Here is a 25,860-nt window from a genome sequence, read left to right on the forward strand (position 1 = left end):
GACCGAACGATCAGTAAAACTCGTTTGTCGGACGATCCGCCCAAACAGGTTTGGTGGTAAGCTCGCCGACCATGAATACCTACAGCTCCCGCCCCGTTGTCCTCTGTCTCTCCGGCCACGACCCCAGTGGCGGCGCCGGCTTGCAGGCAGATATCGAAGCCCTGATCGCCCAAGGCTGCCACGCTGCACCTGCAGTGACCGCCCTGACCGTGCAGGATACCGTCAACGTTTCCGACTTCCGCGTGCTCGACCGCGAGTGGGTGCTGGCCCAGGCCAACGCCGTGCTGGCCGACTCCACGGTGGCCGCCGTCAAGTTGGGCATGCTCGGCTCGATCGAGATGGTCGACACCGTCGCCGAACTGCTGGCCGCCCACCCCCACCTGCCGCTGGTCTGCGACCCGGTGCTGCGTGCCGGTGGCGGTGGCCGCCTGGGCAAGGACGAAGTGGGCTATGCCCTGCGCGAACGCCTGCTGCCGCTGGCGACCATCGCCACGCCGAACCTGCCCGAAGCACGCATCCTCGCCGAACTGCCCGAAGGCAGCGCTGACGAATGTGCCGAGAAACTGTTGCCGTTCTGTAGACACCTGCTGATTACCGGCGGTCACGGCGACGAAGACGAAATCCACAACCGCCTGTACACCCAGGACGGCCAGCACTTCACCTGGACTTGCCAGCGCCTGCCAGGCAGCTACCACGGCTCGGGCTGCACCCTGGCCAGCGCCCTGGCCGGCCGCCTGGCGCTCGGCGAGCAGCTGGAAAGCGCCGTGCGCACCGCCCTGGACTACACCTGGCGCACCCTGCGTGACGCCGAGCAACTGGGCAAGGGCCAATACGTGCCGCGCCGCCTGCCCCTGGACTTCTGCTCCTGATACGAGGCCTTCAATGAAGCTACGCGGTCTGTACGCCATCACCGACAGCCAGCTGCTCGCCGGCCGTTTCCTGTCCCATGTCGAGGCGGCCCTGGAAGGCGGCGTGTGCCTGCTGCAGTACCGCGACAAGAGCGACGATGCAGCGCGCCGCCTGCGTGAAGCCGAAGGGCTGATGAAGCTCTGCGAGCGTTACGGCACCCAGTTGCTGATCAACGATGACGCCGAACTGGCCGCCCGCCTGGGTGTCGGCGTGCACCTGGGCCAGACCGACGGCCCGCTGACCCCGGCCCGCGCACTGCTCGGCCGTCAGGCAATCATCGGCTCCACCTGCCACGCCAGCCTCGAACTGGCCGCCCAGGCTGCCAGCGAAGGCGCCAGCTACGTGGCCTTTGGCCGCTTCTTCAATTCTGTCACCAAGCCGGGCGCGCCGGCTGCCAACGTCGGCCTGCTTGAGCAGGCCCGCGCCCAGGTGAAACTGCCGATCGCCGTGATCGGCGGCATCACCCTCGACAACGCCGCCCCGTTGGTCGCCCACGGCGCCGACCTGCTGGCGGTGATCCACGGCTTGTTCGGTGCCGACAGCGCGCAGGAAGTCACCCGCCGCGCCCGCGCCTTCAACGCCTTGTTCGCATCCTGATTCGAGAGATACTTCCATGTCCCGTTCCGAAGCCCTGTTCGCCCAAGCCCAGAAGCACATCCCTGGCGGCGTCAACTCGCCAGTCCGCGCTTTCAAGAGCGTTGGCGGCACGCCGCTGTTCTTCAAGCATGCCGAAGGCGCCTATGTCGTTGACGAGGACGACAAACGCTACGTCGACTACGTCGGCTCCTGGGGCCCGATGATCCTTGGCCACGGCCACCCGGACGTGCTGGACTCGGTACGCAAGCAGCTGGAGCACGGCCTGTCCTACGGCGCGCCGACCGCCATGGAAACCGAGATGGCCGACCTGGTCTGCTCGATCGTACCGTCGATGGAAATGGTGCGCATGGTCAGCTCGGGCACTGAAGCCACCATGAGTGCCATCCGCCTGGCCCGTGGCTACACTGGCCGTGATGCCATCATCAAGTTCGAAGGCTGCTACCACGGCCACTCCGACAGCCTGCTGGTAAAAGCCGGCTCCGGCTTGCTGACCCAAGGCGTGCCAAGTTCGGCAGGCGTGCCAGCGGACTTCGCCAAGCACACCCTGACCCTGCCGTTCAACGACATCGCCGCCGTCGAGAAGACCCTGGCCGAAGTTGGCCAGACCGTGGCCTGCATCATCGTGGAGCCAGTGGCCGGCAACATGAACTGCGTACCACCGGCACCGGGTTTCCTCGAGGGCCTGCGCGAGCAATGCGACAAGCATGGCGTGGTGCTGATCTTCGACGAAGTGATGACCGGTTTCCGCGTCTCGCTCGGCGGCGCCCAGGGCCATTACGGCATCAAGCCGGACCTGTCGACCTTCGGCAAGATCGTCGGTGGCGGCATGCCGGTCGGCTGTTTCGGCGGCAAGCGTGAAATCATGGGCTGCATCGCCCCGCTCGGCCCGGTCTACCAGGCCGGCACCCTGTCGGGCAATCCGCTGGCCATGGCCGCCGGCCTGACCACCCTCAAGCTGATCAGCCGCCCAGGCTTCCACGCCGAGCTGACCGACTACACCAGCCGCATGCTTGACGGCCTGCAGCAACGCGCCGATGCCGCTGGCGTGCCATTCGTCACCACCCAGGCCGGTGCCATGTTCGGCCTGTACTTCAGCGGCGCCGACGATATCGTCACCTTCGAAGACGTGATGGCCAGCGATGCCGAGCGCTTCAAGCGCTTCTTCCACCTGATGCTCGACGGTGGCGTGTACCTGGCACCGAGCGCATTCGAGGCGGGCTTCACCTCCATCGCCCATGGCGACAAGGAGCTGCAGATCACCCTGGATGCGGCTGAGAAAGCCTTTGCTGCCCTGAAGTGATGGCCAGCCTGTACCGGCTTCTTCGCGAGCAAACCCACGCCTACACTCATGAAAGCGACGCCCCCTTGTAGGCGCGGGCTCACCCGCGAAGAGGCCGGTACAGGCAATAATTACGCACGCACAATCAGCTGACTTCCCCAACCAAGCAGAAATTCGAGTAAAACTTTGTAAGGTTGGCGCTGCTTATCCCATAATGTGCCACCAGAGACATTGGCCGCAGCTTTGCAGAGGTAAGTCGATCCCCATGAACCGCACCGGCCGCGCCCTGACCCTGGGCTGCCTGTTGCTTCTTCAGCCCCTGCTGGCCCTGGCGGAGGGCGGTAACTCGTTGCTGATTCCGGCGACGGGCCGCTGCACCTTGAACGTTCAGCCTGAAGACCTGGCAAACGCCCTCAAGGCCTGCGAGCAGACGGCGACTGCGGGGGATGCCCAGGCGCAATTCGAACTGGGCGAGTATTACTACACGCAAACGCCAAAAAACCTGGGCAAAGCCCTGGACTGGTTCCAGAAGGCATCGCTGCAAGGCCAAGCCGACGCCCAATACCGTCTGGGTGCCATGTTCTTCCATGGCGAAGGGGTCAAGGCCAACAACGTACAGGCCTACATCCTGCTGAAAATGGCTGCGGTCAATGGCGCCGAAGATGCGCTGGACATGGCCGACGAAGTAACCGAGCAAATGCCCCGTGACGAACTGGAGCATGCCACCCAGGTGCTCGGCCAGATTTTCCGCAAGTACCTGCTCGAACTGCAGAACGCCGAAGGGCGCACGCCGTTCTCGCCGCTTCCCTGAAGGTCACTTTTCCGGCATTGGCATCGGGAACGGCATCACATTGCCGCCGCCCTTGGCCTCGCTGATCTTCGCCGTGCCCAGGCGCTCCACCTCATCGATGCGCACAATCGAGTGCATCGGCACGAAACTGCGGACCACTCCGTCGAACTGGCTCTTGAGCTTCTCCTCACTCGGGTCCACGACCAGTTGCGAGCGCTCTCCGAACACGAACTCCTCGATTTCCAGAAAGCCCCACAGGTCACTCTGGTAGATCTGCTTGGCGTACATCTCGAAGACCTGGCCCTGGTTCAGGAAGATCACTTTATAGATGGCGGGTTCGCGTTTGCTCATGTTCGACCAGATAACACATGCGTAAGAAAAGGTGGGCATGATACCTGTTCTGGCCTGTTCACGGGTGAACCCGCGCCCATAGGATCCCCACCGGCCTTGCCGGAGTGGGTTGACCCGCGGGAAGGCCAGAACAGCCCGTACATACCGTTGAACGTTTCAGTGCTTTCGCCACTGCCATTCAAGGGTTATTCTTGAGTTCAACTCCATCGCCGTCGAGCGGCTAAAAACGACCTTGAACGCACCCATAGAACCCCATCGTTTCATCCTCGAACCCTTCGAGGCCCACCGTTTCGCCAACTTGTGCGGCCAGTTCGACGAGCACCTGCGCCTGATCGAACAGCGCCTGGCCATCGAGATCCGCAACCGCGGCAATCAGTTCGAACTGATCGGCGAACCCAGGACCACCTCCGCTGCCGAACAGCTGCTGCGCCGTCTCTATCGCGAGACCAAGGCCACCGGCCTGTCACCGGAAACCGTGCACCTGTACCTGCAGGAATCGGCTGTCGAAAACATCGACAACCCGGCCGTCAACGAGGTCAGCGTGTCGCTGCGCACGCGCAAGGGCAATATCCGCCCGCGCGGGCTCAACCAGCAGCGCTACGTCAAGGAAATCCTGGCCAACGACATCAATTTCGGCATCGGCCCGGCCGGTACCGGCAAGACCTACCTGGCCGTAGCCTGCGCCGTGGACGCGCTGGAGCGCGAACAGGTGCGCCGCATCCTGCTGGTGCGCCCGGCGGTCGAGGCGGGTGAAAAGCTTGGTTTCCTGCCTGGCGATCTGGCACAGAAAATCGACCCGTACCTGCGCCCGCTGTACGACGCCCTGTACGAAATGCTCGGCTTCGAACACGTGGCCAAGCTGATCGAACGCCAGGTGATCGAAATCGCCCCTCTGGCCTACATGCGTGGCCGCACCCTGAACAACAGCTTCATCATCCTCGACGAAAGCCAGAACACCACGCTCGAGCAGATGAAGATGTTCCTGACCCGCATCGGCTTCGGCTCCACCGCGGTGATCACCGGTGACATCACCCAGGTCGACCTGCCCCGTGGCACCAAGTCGGGCCTGGCGCACGTCATCGAGGTGCTGAAGGACGTTCCGGGGATCAGCTTTACCCATTTCCAACCCAAGGATGTGGTTCGTCACCCACTGGTGCAGCGTATCGTCGAAGCCTACGACCGCTTCGAAGCCCGCCAGTCCAAGCCCGAGGCGCCCGGCAAAGATGCTTGAACTTGATATCCAACGGGCCACGGATGCTGCCACTCCAGAAGACGCCGCCTTGCGCCGCTGGTGTGAATTGGCGTTGCGCCAGCGCAGCGCCGACTCGGAAATGACCATTCGCCTGGTCGACGAAGCCGAAGGCCGGGAGCTGAACCACACCTACCGGCACAAGGACTACGCGACCAATGTGTTGTCGTTCCCGGCCGATGTGCCCGATGAGCTGCTCGATATCCCGCTGCTGGGCGACCTGGTGATCTGTGTAGCGGTGGTCGAGCGCGAAGCGGCCGAACAAGGCAAATCGCTGGAAGCGCACTGGGCGCACCTGGTCATCCACGGTTGCCTGCACTTGCTCGGCTATGACCACATCGAAGATGAGGAGGCCGAGGAAATGGAAAGCCTGGAACGGGAATTGCTGGCAGAACTGGGTCACCCTGACCCGTATGCCGATGATGAAACCGACTCAATCACACACTGATACACGAAGGATCACGAGAACCGCCATGAGCGAAGATCGATCGAGCAACGGGCAGAAGTCCTGGCTGGGTAAACTGACCCAGGCTTTTGCCCATGAGCCGAAAAACCGCCAGGAGCTGCTTGAGCTGCTGCGCGAAGCCCATCAGAACAAATTGCTGGACAGCGAAGCGCTGACCATCGTCGAAGGCGCCATTCAGGTCGCCGACCTGCAGGTTCGCGACATCATGGTGCCGCGCTCGCAGATGAACAGCATCAAGGCCGGCCAGTCGCCTCGCGAGTTCCTGCCGGCGGTGATCGATGCCGCGCACTCGCGCTACCCGGTAATCGGCGAAAGCCATGACGATGTGCTCGGGATCCTGCTCGCCAAAGACTTGCTGCCGTTGATCCTCAAGGAGAACGGCGACAGCTTCAACATCAAGGACCTGCTGCGTCCGGCCACCTTCGTACCCGAGTCCAAGCGCCTGAACGTGTTGCTGCGTGAATTCCGCGCCAACCACAACCACATGGCCATCGTCATCGACGAATATGGCGGCGTGGCGGGCCTGGTCACCATCGAGGACGTGCTGGAACAGATCGTCGGCGATATCGAAGACGAGCACGACGTCGAGGAAGACAGCTACATCAAACCACTGCCCAGCGGTGATTTCCTGGTCAAAGCGCTTACCCCGATCGAGAACTTCAACGAGTTCTTCGACAGCGAGTTCTCCGATGACGAGTTCGACACGGTCGGCGGCCTGGTGATGAGCGCCTTTGGCCACCTGCCCAAGCGCAACGAAACCACTGAGATCGGGTCTTACAAGTTCCGTATTCTCAACGCCGACAGCCGGCGGATACACTTGCTGCGCCTGACCCCGATCACCCGTTAAGGATAAACATGCGTTGGATCACCCGCCCCGGCTGGCCCGGTAACCTGCTGGCCCTGGCGGCCGGTGCTTCCACCCTCCTGGCCCTGGCGCCGTTCGACATCTGGCCGTTGGCGGTGTTGTCCATCGCGGTGCTCTACCTTGGCCTGCGCGAGCTCAGCCCGCGTCAGGCCATGTGGCGTGGCTGGTGGTTTGGGTTTGGCCTATATGGTGCCGGCACCTGGTGGATCTACGTCAGCATGAACACCTACGGCGGCGCCTCGCCGCTGCTGGCAATCGTGTTGCTGCTGGCGTTCTTCGCCGCACTGGCCTGGTTCTTCGCCCTGCCCACCTGGCTATGGGCGCGCTGGCTACGCCGCAACGAAGCACCACTGGCCGACGCCTTGTGCTTCGCCGCCCTCTGGTTACTGCAAGAGGCCTTCCGCGGCTGGTTCCTGACCGGCTTCCCCTGGCTCTACGCCGGCTATAGCCAACTGGACGGCCCGTTGGCCGGCCTTGCGCCGCTGGGCGGCGTCTGGCTGATTTCCTTCACCCTCGCCCTCACCGCCGCCCTGCTGTGCAACCTGCACCGCCTGCGCACCCGCCCCTCGTTCCTGGCCGTGGCCAGTGTGCTGTTGCTGGCCCCCTGGGGGCTGGGCCTGGCGCTCAAGGGCCATGCCTGGACCATTCCGGCAGGCGAGCCGCTGAAAGTGGCAGCGATCCAGGGCAACGTCGAGCAGGACCTGAAATGGGACCCCGCGCACATCGACGCGCAACTGGCGCTATACCGCGACCTGAGCTTCAGTTCCAGGCCGGTGGACCTGCTGGTGTGGCCGGAAACCGCCGTTCCGGTGCTCAAGGACCAGGCCCAGGGCTACATCGACGTGATGGGCCGCTTCGCCGCCGAGCGCCATTCGGCACTGATCACGGGCGTACCGGTGCGTGAAGAAGTGCACCACCAGCGCCGCTACTACAACGGCATCACCGTCACTGGCGAAGGCGATGGCACCTACCTCAAGCAGAAGCTGGTGCCATTTGGCGAGTATGTGCCGCTGCAAGACGTGCTGCGTGGGGCCATCGAGTTCTTCAACCTGCCCATGTCGGACTTCGCCCGCGGCCCGGAAGATCAGCCGCTGCTGCAGGCCAAGGGCTACCAGATTGCGCCTTACATCTGCTACGAGGTGGTCTACCCCGAGTTCGCCGCCGGCCTGGCTGCGCGTAGCGACCTGCTGCTGACCATCAGCAACGACACCTGGTTCGGCAAATCGATCGGCCCCTTGCAGCACCTGCAGATGGCGCAGATGCGCGCGCTGGAAGCGGGCCGCTGGATGATCCGCGCCACCAACAACGGCGTGACCGCGCTGATCGACCCGTTTGGCCGCATTACCACGCAGGTTCCGCAGTTCCAGCAGGCCGTGCTGTATGGCGAGGTGGTGCCGATGCAGCAGCTGACGCCTTACCTGCAATGGCGCTCATGGCCGCTGGCAATTGTCTGTGCGTTGCTGCTGGGCTGGGCGTTGCTGGCAGGGCGTATTGCAAAAACCGTCTGATTGGCGATACGCGGCCACTGTAGGAGCGGGTTTACCCGCGAATACGGTAGTCGCCGCAACGGTGAACGGCGGGTAGAGATTGGCCGGCAGGGCAGGCCCTTTCGCGGGCAAGCCCGCTCCTACAGGGGATTATGTAAGCCGGTGAATCAGTAAAACACCCGATACCCCACCAACCCCACCACTTCATTGAACAACTGCCCGCTCTGCCACATCGCCCGGCTCTCTGGCAGCAGACCGCCAAACGGCCGCGCATGATCGCGCCCAAGGAACCCCACCGGCGCCGGCACCACCTCAAAACCCGCCTTTTCAAAACTCCAGCGGGAACGCTGCATATGCCAGGCCTGGGTCACCAGCACCACCCGGCGAAATCCCAGAGGCTCCAGCACTTTGGCCGTGAGCTGAGCATTTTCCCAGGTCGTGCGGCTGGCCTCTTCGCGCCATTTCACCTCGACCGCGAAATCTTCATGCAAGCGTTCCGCCATCAGCCTCGCCTCGCTGGGCGGCGTGCCGTAATGCAACCCACCACTGGTCAACACTGGCAGGCCCGAGGCCTTGGCCAGCCGCGCGGCAAAGCGCATACGTTCCAGTGCCGTGGCCGTGGGCTGGTCACTGCCACCCCAGGCCGGGTCCCCGCGCTCGCGCCCGGCGCCCAGCACCACAATGGCATCCGCCCGGCTCGCCAGGCCGGCCCAGTCGCTTACGGCCAGCGGCGGCTCACTTTCCAGCACACGGGCGGTTTCCTGCACCACCAGCGGCAGGCTCATCAACCACAGGCCACCCAGCCCTACGCTAAAGCAAAGCGCCGCCAACCGTGGCCGCCGCGTACGCAGCCACCATGCCGCAAGCAGCAGCAAGAACAGCACGCCCGGCGGCATCAGCCATTGTTTGATGAAGAATCGGATCGGCATCGGCCACACCTCCTTGGCAGGCGTGCAGCCTAGAAGGATCGACGCCGGTCAACAAGTGTGTACCGGCGTCGATCTTGAGTTGTGTGATAGTGAAGAACCGGCGCGCGATAGCCTGCGCCTGGCGTCCTGAACGGCTAGCGATGTGGCAGCGTCCTGGATCTCGCCGTACTGGCGGGGCGTTTCTTGTCCTTGAGCCAGATGATCTTGGCCGATGTCGGCTCCGCTTGTGGGTAACTGCCGACAGCGGCATTGTGGCGCTCCGGGAGGGAATCCAGGTAGGCCTTGATCACTTCGAACTCTGCGTGGCTCAAGCCACGCAACTCAAGCTCAGCTGGCATCTCGTCGCGCAATCGCACCGAGGTCCTGGCCGTTTCCAGTGCCAGGCCAAGCCGGTCGATCAGGCGCTCGTAAAGCTCCGGTCTGATTGCGGGTAGCTGCGTCTCTCCCATCCGTTCACCTCATTGAAGGTAAGAATATCTCCCCCCACACCTGAGCTTAGCGTCGCTGCAAAAAGCAGCCGTGCGCCGCGACCAGCGGCCATTCGCAACGAAGGTTTCCCACGATGCGCGGCGCTGCTGTATGCTACGGCGTTCACTCTAAACGACACCGGAGTGCCGGACGCAGCGAGGTTCCGCTGCCTGGAACAAGGTCTCTTCTCTCTCAGCCAAAAGTAGCCATGCACGAACAATACACGCCCCGTGATATCGAAGCCGCCGCCCAGAAGTTCTGGGACGAGCAACAATCGTTCGCTGTTACCGAACAGCCAGGCAAAGACACCTACTATTGCCTATCGATGTTCCCGTACCCGAGCGGCAAGCTACACATGGGCCACGTGCGCAACTACACCATCGGTGACGTGATTGCCCGCTACCAGCGCATGCTGGGCAAGAACGTCCTGCAACCGATGGGCTGGGACGCTTTCGGCATGCCCGCGGAAAACGCGGCGATGAAAAACAACGTCGCCCCGGCCAAGTGGACGTACGAAAACATCGACTACATGAAGACCCAGCTCAAGAGCCTGGGCCTGGCCATCGACTGGGCACGTGAAGTCACCACCTGCAAACCCGACTACTACCGTTGGGAGCAGTGGCTGTTCACCCGCCTGTTCGAAAAAGGCATCATCTACCGCAAGAACGGTACCGTGAACTGGGACCCGGCGGACCAGACCGTACTGGCCAACGAACAAGTCATCGACGGCCGTGGCTGGCGTTCGGGCGCGCTGATCGAAAAGCGCGAAATCCCGATGTACTACTTCCGCATCACCGATTACGCCGACGAGTTGCTGGAGAGCCTCGACGAGCTGCCGGGCTGGCCTGAGCAGGTCAAGACCATGCAGCGCAACTGGATCGGCAAATCGCGCGGCATGGAAGTCCAGTTCCCGTACGACCAGGCCAGCATCGGCCACGAAGGCACCCTCAAGGTCTTCACCACCCGTCCGGACACGCTGATGGGCGCCACCTATGTCGCCGTCGCCGCCGAGCACCCGCTGGCCACCCAGGCTGCGCAGGGCAACCCGGCGCTGCAGGCGTTCATCGATGAGTGCAAGAGCGGCAGCGTTGCCGAAGCCGACATGGCCACCCAGGAGAAGAAAGGCATGGCCACTTCCCTGCTGGTCGAGCACCCGCTGACTGGCGAGAAGCTGCCAGTATGGGTCGCCAACTACGTGCTGATGCACTACGGTGATGGCGCGGTCATGGCCGTGCCGGCCCACGACGAGCGCGACTTCGAGTTCGCCCACAAGTACAACCTGCCGGTCAAGGCCGTGGTGCGCACCAGCGCTGGCGATGAAGTCGGCAGCGAGTGGCAGGCCGCCTATGGCGAGCACGGCCAGCTGATCAACTCCGCCGAGTTCGACGGCCTGGACTTTGCTGGCGCCTTCGACGCCATCGAAGCGGCCCTGATCCGCAAGGAACTGGGCAAATCGCGTACCCAGTTCCGCTTGCGCGACTGGGGTATCAGCCGCCAGCGCTACTGGGGCTGCCCGATCCCGATCATCCACTGCCCGTCCTGCGGCGACGTCCCGGTGCCGGAAGACCAGCTGCCGGTCACCCTGCCGGAGAACGTGGTGCCGGACGGCGCCGGTTCGCCACTGGCGCGCATGCCTGAATTCTACGAATGCAGCTGCCCGAAATGCGGTGCTGCGGCCAAGCGCGAAACCGACACCATGGACACCTTCGTCGAGTCGTCCTGGTACTTCGCCCGCTACGCCTCGCCAAACTACGACAAAGGCCTGGTCGACCCCAAAGCCGCCAACCACTGGCTGCCGGTAGATCAGTACATCGGTGGTATCGAACACGCGATCCTGCACCTGCTGTACGCGCGCTTCTTCCACAAGCTGATGCGTGACGAAGGCCTGGTCACCTCGAACGAGCCATTCAAGAACCTGCTGACCCAGGGCATGGTGGTCGCCGAGACCTACTACCGCGTTGCCAGCAACGGCGGCAAGGACTGGTTCAACCCGGCCGATGTCGAAATCGAGCGTGATGCCAAAGCCAAGATCATTGGTGCCCGCCTGAAGACCGACGGCCTGCCGGTGGAAATCGGTGGCACCGAGAAGATGTCGAAGTCGAAAAACAACGGCGTCGACCCGCAGTCCATGATCGAAGCCTACGGTGCCGACACCTGCCGCCTGTTCATGATGTTCGCCTCGCCGCCCGACATGAGCCTGGAATGGTCCGACTCCGGCGTCGAAGGTGCCAGCCGCTTCCTGCGCCGTGTCTGGCGCCTGGCTCAGGCTCACGTCAGCCAGGGCCTGCCAGGCAAGCTGGATGTTGCCGCCCTGGACGACGCGCAAAAGGTCATCCGCCGCGCCATTCACGCTGCCATCAAGCAAGCCAGCACCGACGTGGGCCAGTTCCACAAGTTCAATACCGCCATCGCCCAGGTGATGACCGTGATGAACGTGCTGGAAAAGGCCCCGCAAGCCACCGAACAGGATCGCGCCCTGCTGCAGGAAGGCCTGGAAGCCGTCACCCTGCTGCTGGCGCCAATCACTCCGCACATCTCTCACGCGCTGTGGCAGCACCTGGGCCACGCAGGCTCGGTGATCGATGCCGCCTGGCCAAGCGTCGACGAACAGGCGCTGGTGCAGGACTCCATTACCTTGGTGGTTCAGGTCAACGGTAAGCTGCGCGGCCAGGTCGAGATGCCTGCCGCTGCCAGCCGCGAAGAAGTCGAAGCCGCTGCCCGCAGCAACGAGAATGTCCTGCGCTTCATCGATGGCCTGACCATCCGCAAGGTCATCGTGGTACCGGGCAAGCTGGTCAACATCGTCGCCAACTGATGAAAACGCCCACCCGCATTGGCTGCGGGTGGGCGGAACAGGCCCAAAAGGGAGCAACAACATGATCAAACGCAATTTGCTGGTAATCGGCCTGGCGGTCATGCTCAGCGCCTGCGGTTTCCAGCTGCGCGGCACCGGCTCCACCGAGCTGAGCGTAAAGGAAATGGACGTCAGCGCGCGCAATGCCTATGGCCCGACCGTGGTCCAGCTGCGTGAAGTGCTGGAACGTAGCGGCGTCAACGTGCACGCCGGCGCACCGTATCGCCTGGTGCTGACCAACGAACAGGAGCGCGAGCGCTCGGCTACCTACAACAGCGGCAACCGTACCGCCGAGTACGAGCTGACCACCAAGCTGGATTACAGCATCCTGAGCCTGAACAACCTGGAGCTGATGAGCGACAAGCTGGAGGTGCGCAAGGTCTACGTGCGTGACGGCTCGAACATCACCGGCTCCGAGCAGGAAGCCAAACGCGCCCGCGAAGAAATGCGCCGCGACCTGATCAACGCCATGGTCGTACGTTTGCAAATGCTGTCCCCATCCCAGCTGGATGAGCTGCAGCGTAAAGCCGACGAGCGCGCCAAAGCCGAAGCTGCCGCGCTGGAGGCTGCCCGCCGCCAGCAAGCCGAGACGCCTCAGCAATCGCCACTGGAAGTACCGGGCAACTAAGCCCGCGAGGGGCGCCCTCGGGCGCCCCACCTGTTCCCCATGAAACTTGCCCCCGCCCAACTCAACAAGCACCTGCAAGGCGCCTTGGCACCGGTCTACGTGGTCAGCGGCGACGACCCGCTGCTGTGCCAGGAAGCCGCCGACGCCATCCGCAATGCTGCGCGTCAGCAAGGTTTCGATGAACGCCAGGTATTCAGTGCCGACGCCAACTTCGACTGGGGCACCCTGCTCCAGGCCGGTGCAAGCCTGTCACTGTTCGCCCAGCGTCGCCTACTGGAACTGCGCCTGCCCTCGGGCAAGCCCGGTGACAAGGGTGCCGCCGCCCTGATGGAATACTGCGCCAACCCCGCCGAAGACACGCTGCTGCTGATCAGCCTGCCCAAGCTCGACAGCAGTGCGCAGAAGACCAAGTGGGGCAAGGCATTGATAGAAGGCGCCCATTGCCAGTTCATCCAGATCTGGCCGGTGGATGTGCACCAGCTCCCGCAGTGGATCAACCAGCGCCTGCAACAGGCCGGCCTGTCAGCCCAGCGTGACGCCGTCGACCTGATTGCCGCGCGCGTGGAAGGCAACCTGCTGGCAGCCGCGCAGGAAATCGAAAAACTCAAGCTACTGGCCGAAGGCAGCCAGATCACCGTGGAAACCGTGCAGACTGCCGTCGCCGACAGCGCTCGCTTCGATGTCTTCGGCCTGGTCGATGCCATTCTCAACGGCGAGGCTGCGCATGCCCTGCGCATGCTCGAAGGCTTGCGCGGTGAAGGTGTGGAGCCGCCAGTCATCCTCTGGGCCTTGGCCCGTGAGCTGCGCCAACTGGCGGGGCTAGCCCAGCAGTTCAGCCAAGGCGTGCCATTGGACAAAGCGTTCAGCCAGGCCCGCCCGCCCATCTGGGACAAACGCCGACCGCTGGTCAGCAAGGCCCTGCAGCGCCTCTCGGCGCAGCGTTGGGCGCAACTGCTGCAGGATGCCCAGCGAATCGATGCGCAGATCAAAGGGCAGGCTGAAGGTTCGCCGTGGATTGGCCTGGCGCGGCTGTCGCTGTTGATGGCTGGCCAGCGCCTGGCCCTCCCTCCCGAGTAACTGCGGCCACTGGTAGGAGCGGGTTTACCCGCGAAGAGGCCGGACCTGCTAACCAATCTCCACCCGCCGTTCACCGTTGCCGCCGCCACCGTATTCGCGGGTAAACCCGCTCCTACACACGCATCGAAGGTTGGGCGCAGGCCGTCGTAGGAGCGGGTTTACCCGCGAAAGGGCCGGGCCTGCTGGCCAATCTCCACCCGCCGTTCACCGTTGCAGCCGCCACCGTATTCGCGGGTAAACCCGCTCCTACACATAGGCACCAGCGCCTCGACCATATACACAATCAATTGGCCCCCACCCTTCGGGGAGCCTACAGTGCGCCCGAAACTCACCCAACCCGGGAAGCCCACCATGAGCAAAAAGCCGAAAAAGCACGGCCCCAACAAGGCCAAGTCCATCGTTGCCCAGCCACTGTTCCGCTGCCGCCAGGAACAACCGAACAAGGGCAAAGGCAGCTACCGCCGCGAAGCCTTCCAATCGAGAGATTGGGAGGCTTCCTACTTTTTGGCTGCATGAAAGCATCGCAAGCGCAGGCATGATATGGTCGTCACCTGACCTGCAACTCTGGATCTGTGCATGCTCTTCCGTCTTATCCCCCGCTGGGAAACCCGCCAGCTGATCGCGGCCTCCAGCTTCATTCTGCTCGTGGCCTGTGCGGAAAAGCCCACCGCCGCCGACGCGCTGCCGCTGGCCCCTGCCCAACCCAATCCCGTGGTGACCGTGCCCGGCGCAACGCCCGACGTCAGCACTGACATCCAGCCCCTGCAAACCTTCGCCCAATGGCAAGCAGGCTTCCGCGAGCAGGCACTGCAAGCCGGCATTTCGCCGAGCACCTTCGACCGCGCCTTCCTCGGTGTCACCCCCGACCTGGACGTGATCAAGGCAGACCGCAGCCAGCCGGAGTTCACCCGCCCGGTGTGGGAATACCTCGAAGGCGCCCTGTCGCCCCTGCGTGTGCGCAACGGCAAGAAGCTGCTGGAGCAGAACGCCGAGCTGCTGACTCGCCTTGAGCAACGCTATGGCGTGGACCGCCAGGTGCTGGTCGCGGTGTGGGGCATGGAAAGCAACTTCGGCCAGTTCCAGGGCAACAAGTCGGTGATCCGCTCGCTGGCCACTTTGGCCTATGAGGGCCGCCGCCCACAGTTCGCCCAGGACCAGCTGATTGCCGCGCTGCAGATCATCCAGCACGGAGACATCCAGCCTGAAGCCATGCGTGGCTCGTGGGCCGGCGCCATGGGCCAGACCCAGTTCATTCCGACCACCTACAACACCCATGCCGTGGACTTCGACGGCGATGGCCGCCGCGACATCTGGAACAGCACACCAGACGCCCTGGCCTCAACAGCGCACTACCTGCAAAGTTCGGGCTGGAAACGCGGCCAACCGTGGGGCTTCGAGGTACAGGTGCCGGCCGGCTTCGACTTCTGGCAGGCCGATGGCGCACTGCGCAAACCGGTGAGTGAATGGCTGGCGATGGGCGTGAAACTGCCAGCGGGTACCCAGCTGCCGCCAGGTAGCAACCAGCTGTCTGCCGCCCTGCTGCTGCCGGCCGGTGCACGCGGCCCGGCGTTCCTGGTGCTGGACAACTTCCGCGCCATCCTCAAGTACAACAACTCGTCGTCCTATGCCCTGGCGGTGAGCCTGCTCGGGGATCGCTTCAGCGGCTGGGGCTTCATTGCCGGCAGCTGGCCGAAAGAGGACCTGCCGCTCAGCCGCAGCGAGCGCATGGAGTTGCAGAACTTGCTGAACAGCCGCGGGCATGATGCGGGTAATGCCGATGGCATTATCGGGGCCAATACCCGCAAGGCAATCCGCAATGCCCAGCAAGGGCTGGGATGGCCGGCGGATGGCTACCCGACCCATAAGCTGCTTGAGAGCCTGCGCCAGCAGTAAGCATTCCGGGGCCGCTGCGCGGCCCCGGTAATCTCACGCCCTGACCAGATCCTGCTCCAGCACCAGTGTTTGCTGAACACTGTCCAGCCTCACCCGAGCCCCCAGGGGCAAGCAGACATTCGGGTCACAGTGCCCGCTGCGCCAACCCGCCAGCACCGGCACACCCAGCGGTGCAAACGTATCCTCCAGCAACGGCGTCAGCGCCGCGGTGGTAATCCCGGCAAAGTCGCCCACCAACACGCCTTTGATCCCCTCCAGCTTGCCTGCCAGGCGTAACTGGGTCAGCAGCCGATCCACCCGGTACAACGGCTCGTTGACGTCCTCGATGAACAGGATGCAGCCCTGGGTATCCAGCTCGGCAAGGGTCCCCATGGTCGCCCCCAGCATCGACAGGTTGCCACCCAGCAGCGGTCCGCTGGCCACCCCCGGCAGCACGCAGTCCAATGCGAAGCCCGCCGGGTGCGCGACCTGCTCGCCTGCCCTCACATGCCCACCCAGTTGCGCCAGCAACGACGACTCGGTCGGTGGCAACTTGGCCCCCAACAGGTCGGCATTGAGCATCCCCCCATGGAAGGTCAGCAGCCCGGCATGCCGGTAGATCGCCGTATGCAGCGCGGTGATGTCGCTGTAGCCGATCAGCGGCTTGGGGTTGCGCCGGATCAGTTCAAAGTCGAGCTGGTCAAGCAGGCGCATGCTGCCGTAGCCCCCACGCATGCACAGGATGGCGTCCATGGCCGGATCGGCAAACGCTGCATGCAAGTCCTGCAGGCGCTGCTGGTCCGGCCCCGCCAGGTAGCCCTGCGCCTGCAGGGCACCCGGGTAGATACGGCACCGGTAGCCGCGGTCAACGAACCACTGGCTAACCTTCTGCGCATCAAGCCGCGCCGCGCCCGCCGGGGCGACAATGGCAAAACATGCGTTGGCCGGCAGCGCGGCTGGCAGGGTGGGTTGAAAGGTTTTGGCGCAATACATCGCGACTCCTTGCAGCGCATGGGACACAAACAAAAATGCCGATGCCGCCCTTGGGCGCGCATCGGCATCTGTGGCTCTGCTCTAGGCTAGCGCATAGCTCAGAGCTTGATCTTGGCTTCGTGGGCCTGCTGGTCGGCGTGGTACGAAGAACGCACCAGCGGGCCAGAGGCAACGTTCTTGAAGCCCATCTTGTAACCTTCCTCGGCGAACCAGGCAAAGGTGTCCGGGTGAACGAAACGCTGCACCGGCAAGTGGCTACGCGACGGCTGCAGGTACTGGCCAAGGGTGAGCATGTCGATGTCATGCTCGCGCATGCGATGCATCACTTCGATCACTTCCTCGTCGGTTTCGCCCAGGCCGAGCATCAGGCCGGACTTGGTCGGTACGTGTGGCACCAGCTGCTTGAATTTCTGCAGCAAGTCCAGCGACCAGTCATAGTCCGAGCCCGGGCGCGCGGCCTTGTACAGGCGCGGTACGGTCTCGAGGTTGTGGTTGAACACATCTGGTGGCTCTTGCGCGGTGATTTCCAGAGCAACGTCCATACGGCCACGGTAGTCCGGCACCAAGGTCTCCAACTGCACCCCCGGTGACAGCGCACGGATTTCCCGGATGCAGTCAGCAAAGTGCTGGGCACCGCCGTCACGCAGGTCGTCGCGGTCCACCGAGGTGATCACCACATACTTCAGGCGCAGGTCGGCAATGGCAACCGCCAGGTTTTTCGGCTCGTCCAGATCCAGCGGCTTCGGTCGGCCATGGCCAACGTCGCAGAACGGGCAACGACGGGTGCAGATGTCACCCATGATCATGAAGGTGGCGGTACCACCCGAGAAGCACTCGCCCAGGTTCGGGCAGGAGGCCTCTTCGCATACGCTGTGCAGTTTGTGCTTGCGCAGCAGTTGTTTGATGCGGTCTACCTCGGGCGACACCGGGATACGCACGCGAATCCAGTCGGGCTTCTTTGGCAGCTCATCGGTAGGGATGATCTTCACCGGGATGCGCGCGACTTTGTCGGCACCACGCAGCTTGACCCCAGCTTCCACCTTCTTCGGCGCTGGGCGCGGGGTGGCATCCTGGGTAGGTATCAGGTTCGGCACGGCTTCTTGCACAGTTGTCATATTCAGTCGATTCCGCCCGTGAGGGTCGTCTGCTCAGCGTAGTCGAGGTGCTTGACCAGCTGTCCGCGCAGCCTTGTCCTGACCTCGTCGAGTTCGATCGGACCTGCCAGATCGCGCAGCTGGGTCATCGCCAGCCCCGCATAGCCGCAGGGGTTGATTCGGCGGAATGGCGCAAGGTCCATGTCCACGTTCAGGGCAAGGCCGTGAAACGAACGGCCGTTGCGAATTCGCAGGCCGAGGGAGGCGATTTTCGCTCCGTCGACATAGACACCCGGGGCATCGGGCTTAGCAGACGCCTGAACAGCATAGCTGGCGAGCAGGTCGATGAGGGCCAGCTCGATACGGCTGACCAGCTCACGCACGCCAAAGCCCAGCCGGCGCACATCCAGCAGCAGGTAAGCCACCAGCTGCCCGGGGCCATGGTAGGTGACCTGGCCGCCGCGGTCGGTCTGCACCACCGGGATGTCGCCCGGCACCAGCAGGTGCTCGGCCTTGCCGGCCTGCCCCTGGGTGAAGACCGCAGGGTGCTCGACCAGCCAGATTTCATCCTGGCTGTCCGGGCTGCGCTGCTCGGTAAAACGACGCATGGCCTCCAGCACCGGTTCATAGGGCTGCAGGCCAAGCTCGCGAAAACCGAGGCAGGCGGACATCAAAGCACCATTTTCACGATGCCGGTAGCGCGCAGGGCGCTGTTGATATCGTGCAACTGGTTCTCGCTTTCGGCAACGATGTGCAATTGCACGGTGGTGTACTTGCCTTCCTTGCTCTGGCGTTCGGCCAGGGTGGAAAGGTCGACTTTGGCGTGCTTGCTGAGAATCTCGATGACCGTGTCCTTGAAACCGACAACGGTGTCACCGATGACCTTGATCGGGTAATCGTCGCAAGGGAATTCGATCTTGTGCGACTTGACGTCTGGTTCGCTCATGGCGGAAACGGCCTCGTAAGCCGTGGCAACAACAACACCCCCGCGGTAGGCGCGGGGGCATGCAGGTCACGTATCAGTTGAACAACCCGTAGAAGAATAGACGGATGCTATCCCACATACGGCGGAAGAAACCACCTTCCTCGACGCCATCAAGGGCAATCAGGTCGGCGCTGTGAACCACTTTCTCGTCCAGTTTGACTTCCACTTTGCCGATCACGTCACCTTTGGCGATCGGTGCGGTGAGCTGCGGGTTCATGGTCATCGAAGCCTGCAGGCGCTTCAATTGGCCTTTAGGCATAGTCATGGTCAGGTCGTCAGCCAGGCCAGCCTTGATCTGGCTGGTAGCGCCCTTCCAGACCGGGGCCTGGGTCAGCTCGGTGCCCTTCTGGTAGAAGGTCTGGGTTTCGAAGAAGCGGAAACCGTAGGTCAGCAGCTTCTGGGTTTCGGCAGCACGCGATTGTTCGCTGTTGGTACCGAACACCACGGCGATCAGGCGCTGGCCGTCACGAACGGCCGAAGCCACCATGCAGTAGCCGGCTTCGTCGGTGTGACCGGTTTTCAGGCCATCGACGGTCTTGTCGCGCCACAGCAGCAGGTTGCGGTTAGGCTGCTTGATGTTGTTCCAGAAAAACTCTTTCTGCGAGTAGATGGCGTAGTGGGCCGGGTCGACATTGATGATCGCACGGGCCAGGGTTGCCATGTCGTGCGCCGACGAGTAGTGCTCGGGGTTCGGCAGGCCGGTCGGGTTCATGAAGTGGCTGTTGGTCATGCCCAGGTCGGCAGCCGTCTTGTTCATCATGTCGGCAAAGGCATCTTCGCTGCCGGCGATGTGCTCGGCCAACGCGACCGAGGCGTCGTTACCGGACTGGATGATGATGCCGTGCAGCAAGTCGCTGACCGTGACCTGGCTGCCAACCTTGATGAACATGCGCGAACCGCCGGTACGCCAGGCGTTTTCGCTGACGGTAACCGGGTCGCTTTCACCGATCTGGCCGCGGCGGATGTCCAGGGTGGCGATGTAGGCGGTCATCAGCTTGGTCAGGCTGGCTGGCGGCAGGCGCTCGTCACCGTTGTTCTCGACCAGCACGTTGCCGCTGGACGCGTCCATGAGTACGTAGGACTTGGCTGCCAGTTGGGGTGGCGCAGGCGTCATCTGCTCCGCCGCGAAGGCGGCAGGCGTGATCAGCAGCAGTACAGGCAGGCAAAGTCGTTTGGCAAGGTTGGTGATGTTCATCCGTCTCTCGAAAATCGCTAATGGTCTGAGATGTTCCCTGGGCAAGATCATGTGCCCAGCGCCAGTCAGTCTAGTTTTATGGCCGTTGGCCTGGCCCGCGAACGTGCGGCTTTATGTCGCTGCGGGCAAAAGCGGTCATTGTACATGGCCGCGACCGGCAATTCATGACAAAACCGACAGTTTGGTGTTGCCGTCTTCACAGGCGCGCTCGCCCCCACAGTCAGTCTGCTGTGACCAGCTTTGCCTGCCCCAAGTTCGCCAGGCGAATGCTGTCCTGTGCTTGCTGGATCTCGCCCTGGCTGCCGATCGGCCCCAGGCGCACGCGGTGCAGGGTCTGCTGGTTACGCACGATCGAGCTGATGAACACGGGTGCATTGACCATGGTGCTGAGCTTGGCGCGCAGCAACTCGGCAGCGTCCGGGTTGGCGAACGCGCCTACCTGCAAGAAACTGCCACCGCTACCGCCGGGCACGTTATTGCCACCCACCTGCACCGGTACCACGGGCGCGGCGTGCTGCTGTGGCGGCGGGGTCCATTGCTCGACACGCCCGGTACTGGCCGGTATTGCCTGGGTCTGGGCCACTTGCGGCTCTTTCAGCACCATAGGTGGGGTCTGGCCACGCTGGGCCCACCACTGCTGCGGGTCGATGCCCTCGACGCGCACGTGCGCGGTACCGATCTCGGCATAACCGAGCTTTTTTGCCGCAGCATAGGACAAATCGATGATGCGGTCGGAATAGAACGGGCCACGGTCGTTGACCCGCAGGATCACGCTGCGGTTATTGGCGAGGTTGGTCACCTTGACGTAGGCCGGCAGAGGCAGGGTCTTGTGAGCCGCGCTCATGCCATACAGGTCGTACAGTTCGCCATTGGCGGTGTTCTGCCCATGGAACTTGGTGCCGTACCACGACGCCGTACCCTCGGCGCGGTAGTTGCGCGAGTCCTGCATCGGGTAGTAGGTCTTGCCAAGCACCGTGTACGGGTTGGCCTTGTAGTTACCGGTGTGCACGGTCGGGGTCGCATCGGGGATCTTGTTAACATCCACGTCCCACCACGGTGCTCCGTCTTTGTGCGCCCGGTTGATGTCCAGGCCCGGCTGGCTGCGCACGACGTTACCACTGCTTTTCGGGGCCGGGCGGTTGGAAGAGCAGCTGGCCAGCGCCACACCGACGGCGAGGCAGGTGAGCAGCTTGAAAGCGTTGCCAGAGATGATTGCGCGCATTACTTGACGCCCCGTACTTGAACCAGCTGTTCCGCAAGCTGATGTACCGCCATGGCATACATCACACTGCGGTTGTAGCGAGTGATCGCGTAGAAGTTCTTCAGGCCCATCCAGTACTCGGGGCCGCTCTCGCCCTCGAGACGGAAGGCGGTAACCGGCAGATCATCGCGCAGCGAATCATGAACCGACCAGCCAAGCGTACGCAACTCCCCTACCGTTTTCACCGGCTCGATGCCGGTGGTCAGGCCTTCGTCGGCGCGTATGCCTTCCACCCAGGCGCGGCTGACCACACCCTCGCCGGCCACCCAGCCGTGGCGCTTGAAGTAGCTGGCCACACTGCCGATGGCATCGTCAGGGTTGTTCCAGATATTGATGTGGCCGTCCCCGTCGAAGTCCACCGCGTAGTTGCGGAAGCTGCTTGGCATGAACTGCGGCAGCCCCATGGCGCCAGCGTACGAGCCCTTGAGCGTCAAGGGGTCGAGTTGCTCATCCCGGGCCAGCAGCAGGAACTCACGCAGCTCCTTGCGGAAGAACTCGGCCCGTGGCGGGTAGTCGAAGCCCAGCGTCGACAGGGCGTCGATCACCCGGTAGTTGCCGGTATTGCGGCCAAAAAAGGTTTCCACGCCGATGATTGCGACAATGTACTGCGCAGGTACGCCGTACTCCTGCTCGGCACGTGCCAACACAGCCTCGTGCTGACGCCAGAAATCCACACCGCGAGCGATACGTGCATCGGTGATGAACATCGGCCGATAGTCCTTCCACGGCTTGACCCGCTCGGCCGGGCGCGATATGGCGTCGAGGATCGACTGCTTGCGCTGTACCTCACGGAACACACCCATCAGTTGCTCAGGCGCAAAACCATAGTCGCGGCTCATTTCGCCAACGAACGCGGCTACCTGGGGCGAGCCGTCGTATTCGCCGGCATGGGCCAGCTGTACAGCGCCGAACAGGCCCACCGCACCGATCCAAGGCGCACAACGGGCAGCCCAGTTACGCACTGCTTGCATGAAATTGTTCACCTTATTCAAACCTGCGCGATCCATTTGCGGTGCGTATGGATCGACATCAAAACGCCAAACGCTGACAGCAGCGTCACCAACGATGTTCCGCCATAGCTGATGAAAGGTAGCGGCACGCCCACCACGGGCAGAAGGCCACTTACCATTCCGATATTGACGAACACGTATACAAAAAAAGTCATGGTCAGGCTGCCCGCAAGCAGCTTGCCGAACAGGGTCTGCGCCTGGGCGGTGATCACCAGACCACGGCCGATCAGCAGCAGGTAGACAATCAGCAGCAGGCAGATGCCAACCAGGCCGAACTCCTCGCCGAGCACGGCGATGATGAAGTCGGTGTGGCTTTCCGGCAAAAAGTCCAGGTGCGACTGCGTGCCAAGCAGCCAGCCTTTGCCAAACACCCCGCCCGAGCCGATCGCCGCCTTGGACTGGATGATGTTCCAACCGGTGCCCAACGGGTCGCTTTCAGGGTCGAGGAAGGTCAATACCCGCTGCTTCTGGTAGTCGTGCATGACGAAGAACCACATGGCCACCGCGACGGGCACGGCTGCCGCCAGCACGCTGAGGATCCAGCGCCAGCGCAAGCCGCCCATGAACAGCACGAAGGCACCGGAGGCCAGGATCAGCAGCGCAGTCCCCAGGTCGGGCTGACGTACGATCAGCATGAACGGCACGCCGATCAGCACCAGGCTGATCGCCACGTGCTTCAAATGGGGCGGCAAGGTGCGCTTGGACAGGTACCAGGCGATGGTCGCCGGCATGATGATCTTCATGAATTCCGAGGGCTGGAAGCGGATCACCCCCGGAATGTTGATCCAGCGCGTGGCACCCATGGCGTTGTGGCCCATCACGTCCACCACTACCAGCAACAGCACCCCGGCCAGGTAGGCCAGCGGCACCCAACGCGCCATGAAGCGCGGCTCCAGCTGGGCGATGACGAACATCGACACCAGACCGATGCCAAACGAGGTGGCTTGCTTGAGCAGCAGGTCCCAGTTCTTGCCACTGGCCGAATACAGTACGAACAGGCTGCCGGCCGCAAGGGTCAGCAGAATGATCAGCAAGGGGCCGTCGATATGAATGCGTTGCAGAAAGCTCGCACGCCGACGCATCACATCCTCGCTGGAGAGCATGCGATCGAAATTGTTCATCACAGGGCCGATTCCTGGGTAACGGTGGCGGGCGCGAACTCGGGTTTGAGCCGGCCGTTTTCGTCGAGCAGCCAGGCGTCCATGATCTGGCGAACCACCGGAGCGGCGACACCCGAGCCGGACTCACCGTTCTCGACCATCACCGAAACCACGATTTTCGGGGCTTCGGCTGGGGCAAACGCGACGAACAAGGCATGGTCGCGGTGGCGCTCCTGGAGTTTGTTGCGGTCATACTTCTCGCCCTGCTTGATCGCCACCACCTGGGCGGTGCCGCTCTTGCCGGCAATGCGGTACTGGGCACCGGCTGCTGCCTTGCGCGCGGTACCGCGGGCGTTGTGCATCACCTGTTCCATGCCATGGGTGACCTTGGCCCAGTCGGACTTGTCACGCAGCACGATGTCTTCCATGGGGTTGTCGTCCACCGGCGGCAGGCCTTCGATGGTCTTGGCCAGATGCGGGCGGTTCCACACACCTTTGTTGGCGATCAATGCAGTGGCCTGGGCCAGCTGCAGCGGCGTGGCCTGCATGTAACCCTGGCCGATGCCGAGAATCAGGGTTTCGCCGGGGAACCAGGCCTGGCGACGGGTGGCACGCTTCCATTCGCGCGACGGCATCAACCCGGCAGACTCCTCGAACATATCGAGGGATACCCGCTGGCCGATACCGAACTTGTTCATGTAGCTGGACAACCGATCGATGCCCATCTTGTGCGCAAGGTCATAGAAGTAGGTGTCGTTCGAGCGCATGATGGCGGTGTCCAGGTCGACCCAGCCATCACCGGAGCGGTTCCAGTTACGGTATTTATGGTCGTAGTTGGGCAACTGGTAGTAGCCAGGGTCGAACACCCTGCTGCTGGCATTCACGACGCCACTGTCCAGACCGGCAATAGCCACCGCCGGCTTGATGGTCGACCCCGGCGGGTACAGGCCACGCAGCACGCGGTTGAACAGCGGCCGATCGATCGAATCGCGCAATTCGGCATAGGCCTTGAAGCTGATGCCGGTGACGAAAAGGTTGGGGTCGAAGCTAGGCTGACTCACCATCGCCAGTACCTCGCCGGTGCGCGGGTCGAGCGCAACCACTGCACCACGCCGGCCTCCCAGGGCGGCTTCAGCGGCCTCCTGCAGCTTGATGTCCAGGCTCAGCACAATGTCCTTGCCCGGCTTCGGGTCGGTGCGCTTGAGCACCCGCAGCACACGGCCACGGGCGTTGGTCTCGACTTCCTCGTAACCCACCTGACCGTGCAGGGCGGCCTCGTAGAAGCGCTCGATGCCGGTCTTGCCGATATGGTGGGTACCGCTGTAGTTCACCGGGTCGAGCGTTTTCAGCTCTTTCTCGTTGATCCGCCCTACATAACCCACCGAATGGGCAAAATGCGCACCCTGCGGGTAATGCCGCACCAGCTGGGCCACCACCTCGACACCCGGCAGGCGGAACTGGTTTACCGCCACGCGGGCAATCTGCTCTTCGTTGAGCTCGAACAGAATCGGCACCGGCTCGAATGGCCGGCGGCCTTGGCGCATGCGCTTCTCGAACAGGGCACGGTCGTCAGCGGTGAGCTCAAGCACTTCGACGATGGTATCCAGCACTTCCTGCCAGTTACCCGCACGTTCGCGGGTCATCGACAGGCTGAAGCTGGGCCGGTTATCGGCAACGATCACCCCGTTGCGGTCGAAGATCAACCCGCGGGTCGGCGGGATCGGCTGCACATGCACCCGGTTGTTCTCCGACAGCGTGGAGTGGTAGTCGTACTGGATGATCTGCAGGTAGTACAGCCGTGCGATCAACACGCACACAAGCAGCATGATCGCGACTGCGCCGACCACGACGCGGTTGCGCACCAGGCGGGCGTCTTTCTCGTGGTCCTTGAGACGGATCGGCTGCGACATCGGACTGCTTACAGGCTCATTTGTGGTAAGGGTGCCCGGACAACACGGTCCAGGCGCGGTAGATCTGCTCGCCGATGAGTATCCTTACCAACGGGTGCGGCAACGTCAGCGGCGACAGCGACCAACGTTGCTCGGCGCGTGCGCAAACCTCAGGCGCCAGGCCCTCCGGGCCACCCACCATCAAATTCACCGTGCGCGCATCCAGGCGCCAGCGGTCCAGCTCGGTGGCCAGCTGTTCGGTACTCCAGGGCTTGCCATGGACCTCGAGGGTGACAATGCGTTCCCCAGGCTGCACCTTGCTCAGCATGGCTTCGCCCTCCTGACGGATCAGGCGGGCGACGTCGGCATTCTTGCCACGGGTATTCAGCGGGATTTCCACCAGCTCCAGCGACAGCTCGGCGGGCAGGCGCTTGGCATATTCATGCCAGCCTTCCTCGACCCACTTCGGCATGCGCGAGCCGACCGCAATCAGGCGCAGACGCACAGCGCTT

The 25,860-nt window shown here is 63.1% G+C and carries 26 protein-coding genes; 13 read left to right on the forward strand and 13 right to left on the reverse strand.

What is annotated here, in order from left to right; all coding sequences use genetic code 11:
• Positions 1-71 precede the first annotated feature (71 nt).
• The 4 genes from LMH93_RS23965 (at position 72) to LMH93_RS23980 (ending at position 3,596) form a co-directional block, all read left to right on the forward strand.
• Positions 72-869 (forward strand): hydroxymethylpyrimidine/phosphomethylpyrimidine kinase, encoded by a 798-nt coding sequence (locus tag LMH93_RS23965; protein ID WP_003249777.1) that lies wholly within the window; start codon positions 72-74, stop codon positions 867-869.
• 13 nt (positions 870-882) lie between these two features.
• Positions 883-1,506: a thiamine phosphate synthase gene (thiE, locus tag LMH93_RS23970; protein WP_004576913.1), complete on the forward strand. Its 624-nt coding sequence runs from the start codon at positions 883-885 to the stop codon at positions 1,504-1,506.
• Positions 1,507-1,522: 16 nt separating this feature from the next.
• A complete protein-coding gene (gene hemL, locus LMH93_RS23975; protein WP_003249773.1) occupies positions 1,523-2,806 on the forward strand; it encodes a glutamate-1-semialdehyde 2,1-aminomutase in 1,284 nt (427 codons plus the stop codon).
• A 244-nt stretch (positions 2,807-3,050) separates the two neighbouring features.
• On the forward strand, positions 3,051-3,596 hold the full coding sequence (locus LMH93_RS23980; RefSeq protein ID WP_004576914.1) for a tetratricopeptide repeat protein: 546 nt from the start codon (positions 3,051-3,053) through the stop codon (positions 3,594-3,596).
• Between the two features lie 3 nt (positions 3,597-3,599).
• On the opposite strand, the gene LMH93_RS23985 is transcribed toward LMH93_RS23980, so the two are convergent.
• On the reverse strand, positions 3,600-3,926 hold the full coding sequence (locus tag LMH93_RS23985; protein ID WP_003249769.1) for a DUF1820 family protein: 327 nt from the start codon (positions 3,924-3,926) through the stop codon (positions 3,600-3,602).
• A 232-nt stretch (positions 3,927-4,158) separates the two neighbouring features.
• Here LMH93_RS23985 and LMH93_RS23990 point away from each other — a divergent pair, with 232 nt between their 5' ends.
• From LMH93_RS23990 to lnt, 4 genes are read left to right on the forward strand one after another with little or no spacing between them, the layout of a single operon-like run.
• A complete protein-coding gene (locus LMH93_RS23990; protein ID WP_230064681.1) occupies positions 4,159-5,157 on the forward strand; it encodes a PhoH family protein in 999 nt (332 codons plus the stop codon).
• Positions 5,150-5,623: an rRNA maturation RNase YbeY gene (gene ybeY / locus LMH93_RS23995; protein WP_003249763.1), complete on the forward strand. Its 474-nt coding sequence runs from the start codon at positions 5,150-5,152 to the stop codon at positions 5,621-5,623. Before LMH93_RS23990 ends, ybeY begins: the two co-directional genes overlap by 8 nt.
• Before the next feature lie 25 nt (positions 5,624-5,648).
• On the forward strand, positions 5,649-6,488 hold the full coding sequence (locus LMH93_RS24000) for an HlyC/CorC family transporter (protein WP_003249762.1): 840 nt from the start codon (positions 5,649-5,651) through the stop codon (positions 6,486-6,488).
• 8 nt (positions 6,489-6,496) lie between these two features.
• Positions 6,497-8,014 carry an apolipoprotein N-acyltransferase gene (lnt, locus tag LMH93_RS24005; RefSeq protein WP_003249759.1) on the forward strand — a complete coding sequence of 506 codons (1,518 nt, stop codon included), beginning with the start codon at positions 6,497-6,499 and terminating at the stop codon, positions 8,012-8,014.
• A 146-nt stretch (positions 8,015-8,160) separates the two neighbouring features.
• Here lnt and LMH93_RS24010 read toward each other — a convergent pair whose 3' ends face one another.
• On the reverse strand, positions 8,161-8,922 hold the full coding sequence (locus LMH93_RS24010) for a YdcF family protein (RefSeq protein ID WP_185279944.1): 762 nt from the start codon (positions 8,920-8,922) through the stop codon (positions 8,161-8,163).
• Between the two features lie 134 nt (positions 8,923-9,056).
• Positions 9,057-9,371, reverse strand: a complete 315-nt coding sequence (locus LMH93_RS24015; protein WP_003249755.1) for a hypothetical protein — start codon at positions 9,369-9,371, stop codon at positions 9,057-9,059.
• Positions 9,372-9,598: 227 nt separating this feature from the next.
• On the opposite strand from LMH93_RS24015, the gene leuS reads away from it, so the two are divergent.
• The 5 genes from leuS to LMH93_RS24040 all read left to right on the forward strand — a co-directional run bounded on the left by leuS (position 9,599) and on the right by LMH93_RS24040 (position 15,842).
• Complete coding sequence (gene leuS / locus LMH93_RS24020) at positions 9,599-12,205, forward strand: leucine--tRNA ligase (RefSeq protein ID WP_004576918.1); 2,607 nt, start codon at positions 9,599-9,601, stop codon at positions 12,203-12,205.
• A gap of 61 nt (positions 12,206-12,266) precedes the next feature.
• Positions 12,267-12,872: an LPS-assembly lipoprotein LptE gene (locus LMH93_RS24025; protein ID WP_230064682.1), complete on the forward strand. Its 606-nt coding sequence runs from the start codon at positions 12,267-12,269 to the stop codon at positions 12,870-12,872.
• A gap of 39 nt (positions 12,873-12,911) precedes the next feature.
• Positions 12,912-13,949 carry a DNA polymerase III subunit delta gene (gene holA / locus LMH93_RS24030; RefSeq protein ID WP_230064683.1) on the forward strand — a complete coding sequence of 346 codons (1,038 nt, stop codon included), beginning with the start codon at positions 12,912-12,914 and terminating at the stop codon, positions 13,947-13,949.
• Between the two features lie 351 nt (positions 13,950-14,300).
• Complete coding sequence (arfA, locus tag LMH93_RS24035) at positions 14,301-14,465, forward strand: alternative ribosome rescue factor ArfA (protein ID WP_003249747.1); 165 nt, start codon at positions 14,301-14,303, stop codon at positions 14,463-14,465.
• Between the two features lie 60 nt (positions 14,466-14,525).
• Entirely contained in the window at positions 14,526-15,842 is a 1,317-nt protein-coding gene (locus LMH93_RS24040; protein WP_003249746.1) for a lytic murein transglycosylase, read from the forward strand.
• Positions 15,843-15,875: 33 nt separating this feature from the next.
• Here LMH93_RS24040 and LMH93_RS24045 read toward each other — a convergent pair whose 3' ends face one another.
• From LMH93_RS24045 to rlmH, 10 genes are all read right to left on the reverse strand, one after another.
• The gene (locus LMH93_RS24045; RefSeq protein WP_070096421.1) at positions 15,876-16,814 is read right to left on the reverse strand and encodes a S66 peptidase family protein; all 939 of its coding nucleotides are present in this window, start codon (positions 16,812-16,814) and stop codon (positions 15,876-15,878) included.
• 98 nt (positions 16,815-16,912) lie between these two features.
• On the reverse strand, positions 16,913-17,929 hold the full coding sequence (gene lipA / locus LMH93_RS24050) for a lipoyl synthase (RefSeq protein WP_003249742.1): 1,017 nt from the start codon (positions 17,927-17,929) through the stop codon (positions 16,913-16,915).
• 2 nt (positions 17,930-17,931) lie between these two features.
• Positions 17,932-18,579 carry a lipoyl(octanoyl) transferase LipB gene (gene lipB, locus LMH93_RS24055; protein ID WP_003249738.1) on the reverse strand — a complete coding sequence of 216 codons (648 nt, stop codon included), beginning with the start codon at positions 18,577-18,579 and terminating at the stop codon, positions 17,932-17,934.
• Entirely contained in the window at positions 18,579-18,854 is a 276-nt protein-coding gene (locus LMH93_RS24060) for a DUF493 domain-containing protein (RefSeq protein ID WP_003249736.1), read from the reverse strand. The genes lipB and LMH93_RS24060 overlap by 1 nt, the downstream gene beginning before the upstream one ends.
• Positions 18,855-18,927: 73 nt before the next feature.
• Entirely contained in the window at positions 18,928-20,088 is a 1,161-nt protein-coding gene (locus tag LMH93_RS24065) for a D-alanyl-D-alanine carboxypeptidase family protein (RefSeq protein WP_003249733.1), read from the reverse strand.
• Between the two features lie 220 nt (positions 20,089-20,308).
• Complete coding sequence (locus LMH93_RS24070) at positions 20,309-21,310, reverse strand: septal ring lytic transglycosylase RlpA family protein (protein ID WP_003249731.1); 1,002 nt, start codon at positions 21,308-21,310, stop codon at positions 20,309-20,311.
• A complete protein-coding gene (gene mltB, locus LMH93_RS24075) occupies positions 21,310-22,320 on the reverse strand; it encodes a lytic murein transglycosylase B (RefSeq protein WP_108191014.1) in 1,011 nt (336 codons plus the stop codon). Before mltB ends, LMH93_RS24070 begins: the two co-directional genes overlap by 1 nt.
• A 17-nt stretch (positions 22,321-22,337) precedes the next feature.
• Positions 22,338-23,441 carry a rod shape-determining protein RodA gene (gene rodA / locus LMH93_RS24080; RefSeq protein ID WP_003249727.1) on the reverse strand — a complete coding sequence of 368 codons (1,104 nt, stop codon included), beginning with the start codon at positions 23,439-23,441 and terminating at the stop codon, positions 22,338-22,340.
• A gap of 38 nt (positions 23,442-23,479) precedes the next feature.
• The gene (gene mrdA / locus LMH93_RS24085; RefSeq protein WP_003249725.1) at positions 23,480-25,369 is read right to left on the reverse strand and encodes a penicillin-binding protein 2; all 1,890 of its coding nucleotides are present in this window, start codon (positions 25,367-25,369) and stop codon (positions 23,480-23,482) included.
• Positions 25,370-25,385: 16 nt separating this feature from the next.
• Positions 25,386-25,853 (reverse strand): 23S rRNA (pseudouridine(1915)-N(3))-methyltransferase RlmH, encoded by a 468-nt coding sequence (rlmH, locus tag LMH93_RS24090; protein ID WP_003249722.1) that lies wholly within the window; start codon positions 25,851-25,853, stop codon positions 25,386-25,388.
• Between the last annotated feature and the right edge of the window lie 7 nt (positions 25,854-25,860).

The sequence above is a fragment of the Pseudomonas sp. CIP-10 genome, assembly GCF_020911845.1.
GTDB lineage: Bacteria > Pseudomonadota > Gammaproteobacteria > Pseudomonadales > Pseudomonadaceae > Aquipseudomonas > Aquipseudomonas alloputida.

What these genes read in the sequence shown, in the direction of transcription:
- hemL (WP_003249773.1), top strand. Translation starts at nt 1,523, where the DNA reads ATGTCCCGTTCCGAAGCCCTGTTCGCCCAAGCCCAGAAGCACATCCCT.
- LMH93_RS24065 (WP_003249733.1), bottom strand. Translation starts at nt 20,088, where the DNA reads ATGAACATCACCAACCTTGCCAAACGACTTTGCCTGCCTGTACTGCTG.
- mltB (WP_108191014.1), bottom strand. Translation starts at nt 22,320, where the DNA reads ATGCAAGCAGTGCGTAACTGGGCTGCCCGTTGTGCGCCTTGGATCGGT.
- LMH93_RS23985 (WP_003249769.1), bottom strand. Translation starts at nt 3,926, where the DNA reads ATGAGCAAACGCGAACCCGCCATCTATAAAGTGATCTTCCTGAACCAG.
- LMH93_RS24000 (WP_003249762.1), top strand. Translation starts at nt 5,649, where the DNA reads ATGAGCGAAGATCGATCGAGCAACGGGCAGAAGTCCTGGCTGGGTAAA.
- rodA (WP_003249727.1), bottom strand. Translation starts at nt 23,441, where the DNA reads ATGCGTCGGCGTGCGAGCTTTCTGCAACGCATTCATATCGACGGCCCC.
- LMH93_RS24070 (WP_003249731.1), bottom strand. Translation starts at nt 21,310, where the DNA reads ATGCGCGCAATCATCTCTGGCAACGCTTTCAAGCTGCTCACCTGCCTC.
- ybeY (WP_003249763.1), top strand. Translation starts at nt 5,150, where the DNA reads ATGCTTGAACTTGATATCCAACGGGCCACGGATGCTGCCACTCCAGAA.
- LMH93_RS24040 (WP_003249746.1), top strand. Translation starts at nt 14,526, where the DNA reads ATGCTCTTCCGTCTTATCCCCCGCTGGGAAACCCGCCAGCTGATCGCG.
- LMH93_RS24060 (WP_003249736.1), bottom strand. Translation starts at nt 18,854, where the DNA reads ATGAGCGAACCAGACGTCAAGTCGCACAAGATCGAATTCCCTTGCGAC.
- LMH93_RS23980 (WP_004576914.1), top strand. Translation starts at nt 3,051, where the DNA reads ATGAACCGCACCGGCCGCGCCCTGACCCTGGGCTGCCTGTTGCTTCTT.
- leuS (WP_004576918.1), top strand. Translation starts at nt 9,599, where the DNA reads ATGCACGAACAATACACGCCCCGTGATATCGAAGCCGCCGCCCAGAAG.
- thiE (WP_004576913.1), top strand. Translation starts at nt 883, where the DNA reads ATGAAGCTACGCGGTCTGTACGCCATCACCGACAGCCAGCTGCTCGCC.
- LMH93_RS24015 (WP_003249755.1), bottom strand. Translation starts at nt 9,371, where the DNA reads ATGGGAGAGACGCAGCTACCCGCAATCAGACCGGAGCTTTACGAGCGC.
- LMH93_RS24025 (WP_230064682.1), top strand. Translation starts at nt 12,267, where the DNA reads ATGATCAAACGCAATTTGCTGGTAATCGGCCTGGCGGTCATGCTCAGC.
- LMH93_RS24045 (WP_070096421.1), bottom strand. Translation starts at nt 16,814, where the DNA reads ATGTATTGCGCCAAAACCTTTCAACCCACCCTGCCAGCCGCGCTGCCG.
- holA (WP_230064683.1), top strand. Translation starts at nt 12,912, where the DNA reads ATGAAACTTGCCCCCGCCCAACTCAACAAGCACCTGCAAGGCGCCTTG.
- mrdA (WP_003249725.1), bottom strand. Translation starts at nt 25,369, where the DNA reads ATGTCGCAGCCGATCCGTCTCAAGGACCACGAGAAAGACGCCCGCCTG.
- arfA (WP_003249747.1), top strand. Translation starts at nt 14,301, where the DNA reads ATGAGCAAAAAGCCGAAAAAGCACGGCCCCAACAAGGCCAAGTCCATC.
- LMH93_RS24010 (WP_185279944.1), bottom strand. Translation starts at nt 8,922, where the DNA reads ATGCCGATCCGATTCTTCATCAAACAATGGCTGATGCCGCCGGGCGTG.
- lipB (WP_003249738.1), bottom strand. Translation starts at nt 18,579, where the DNA reads ATGTCCGCCTGCCTCGGTTTTCGCGAGCTTGGCCTGCAGCCCTATGAA.
- LMH93_RS23965 (WP_003249777.1), top strand. Translation starts at nt 72, where the DNA reads ATGAATACCTACAGCTCCCGCCCCGTTGTCCTCTGTCTCTCCGGCCAC.
- lnt (WP_003249759.1), top strand. Translation starts at nt 6,497, where the DNA reads ATGCGTTGGATCACCCGCCCCGGCTGGCCCGGTAACCTGCTGGCCCTG.
- lipA (WP_003249742.1), bottom strand. Translation starts at nt 17,929, where the DNA reads ATGACAACTGTGCAAGAAGCCGTGCCGAACCTGATACCTACCCAGGAT.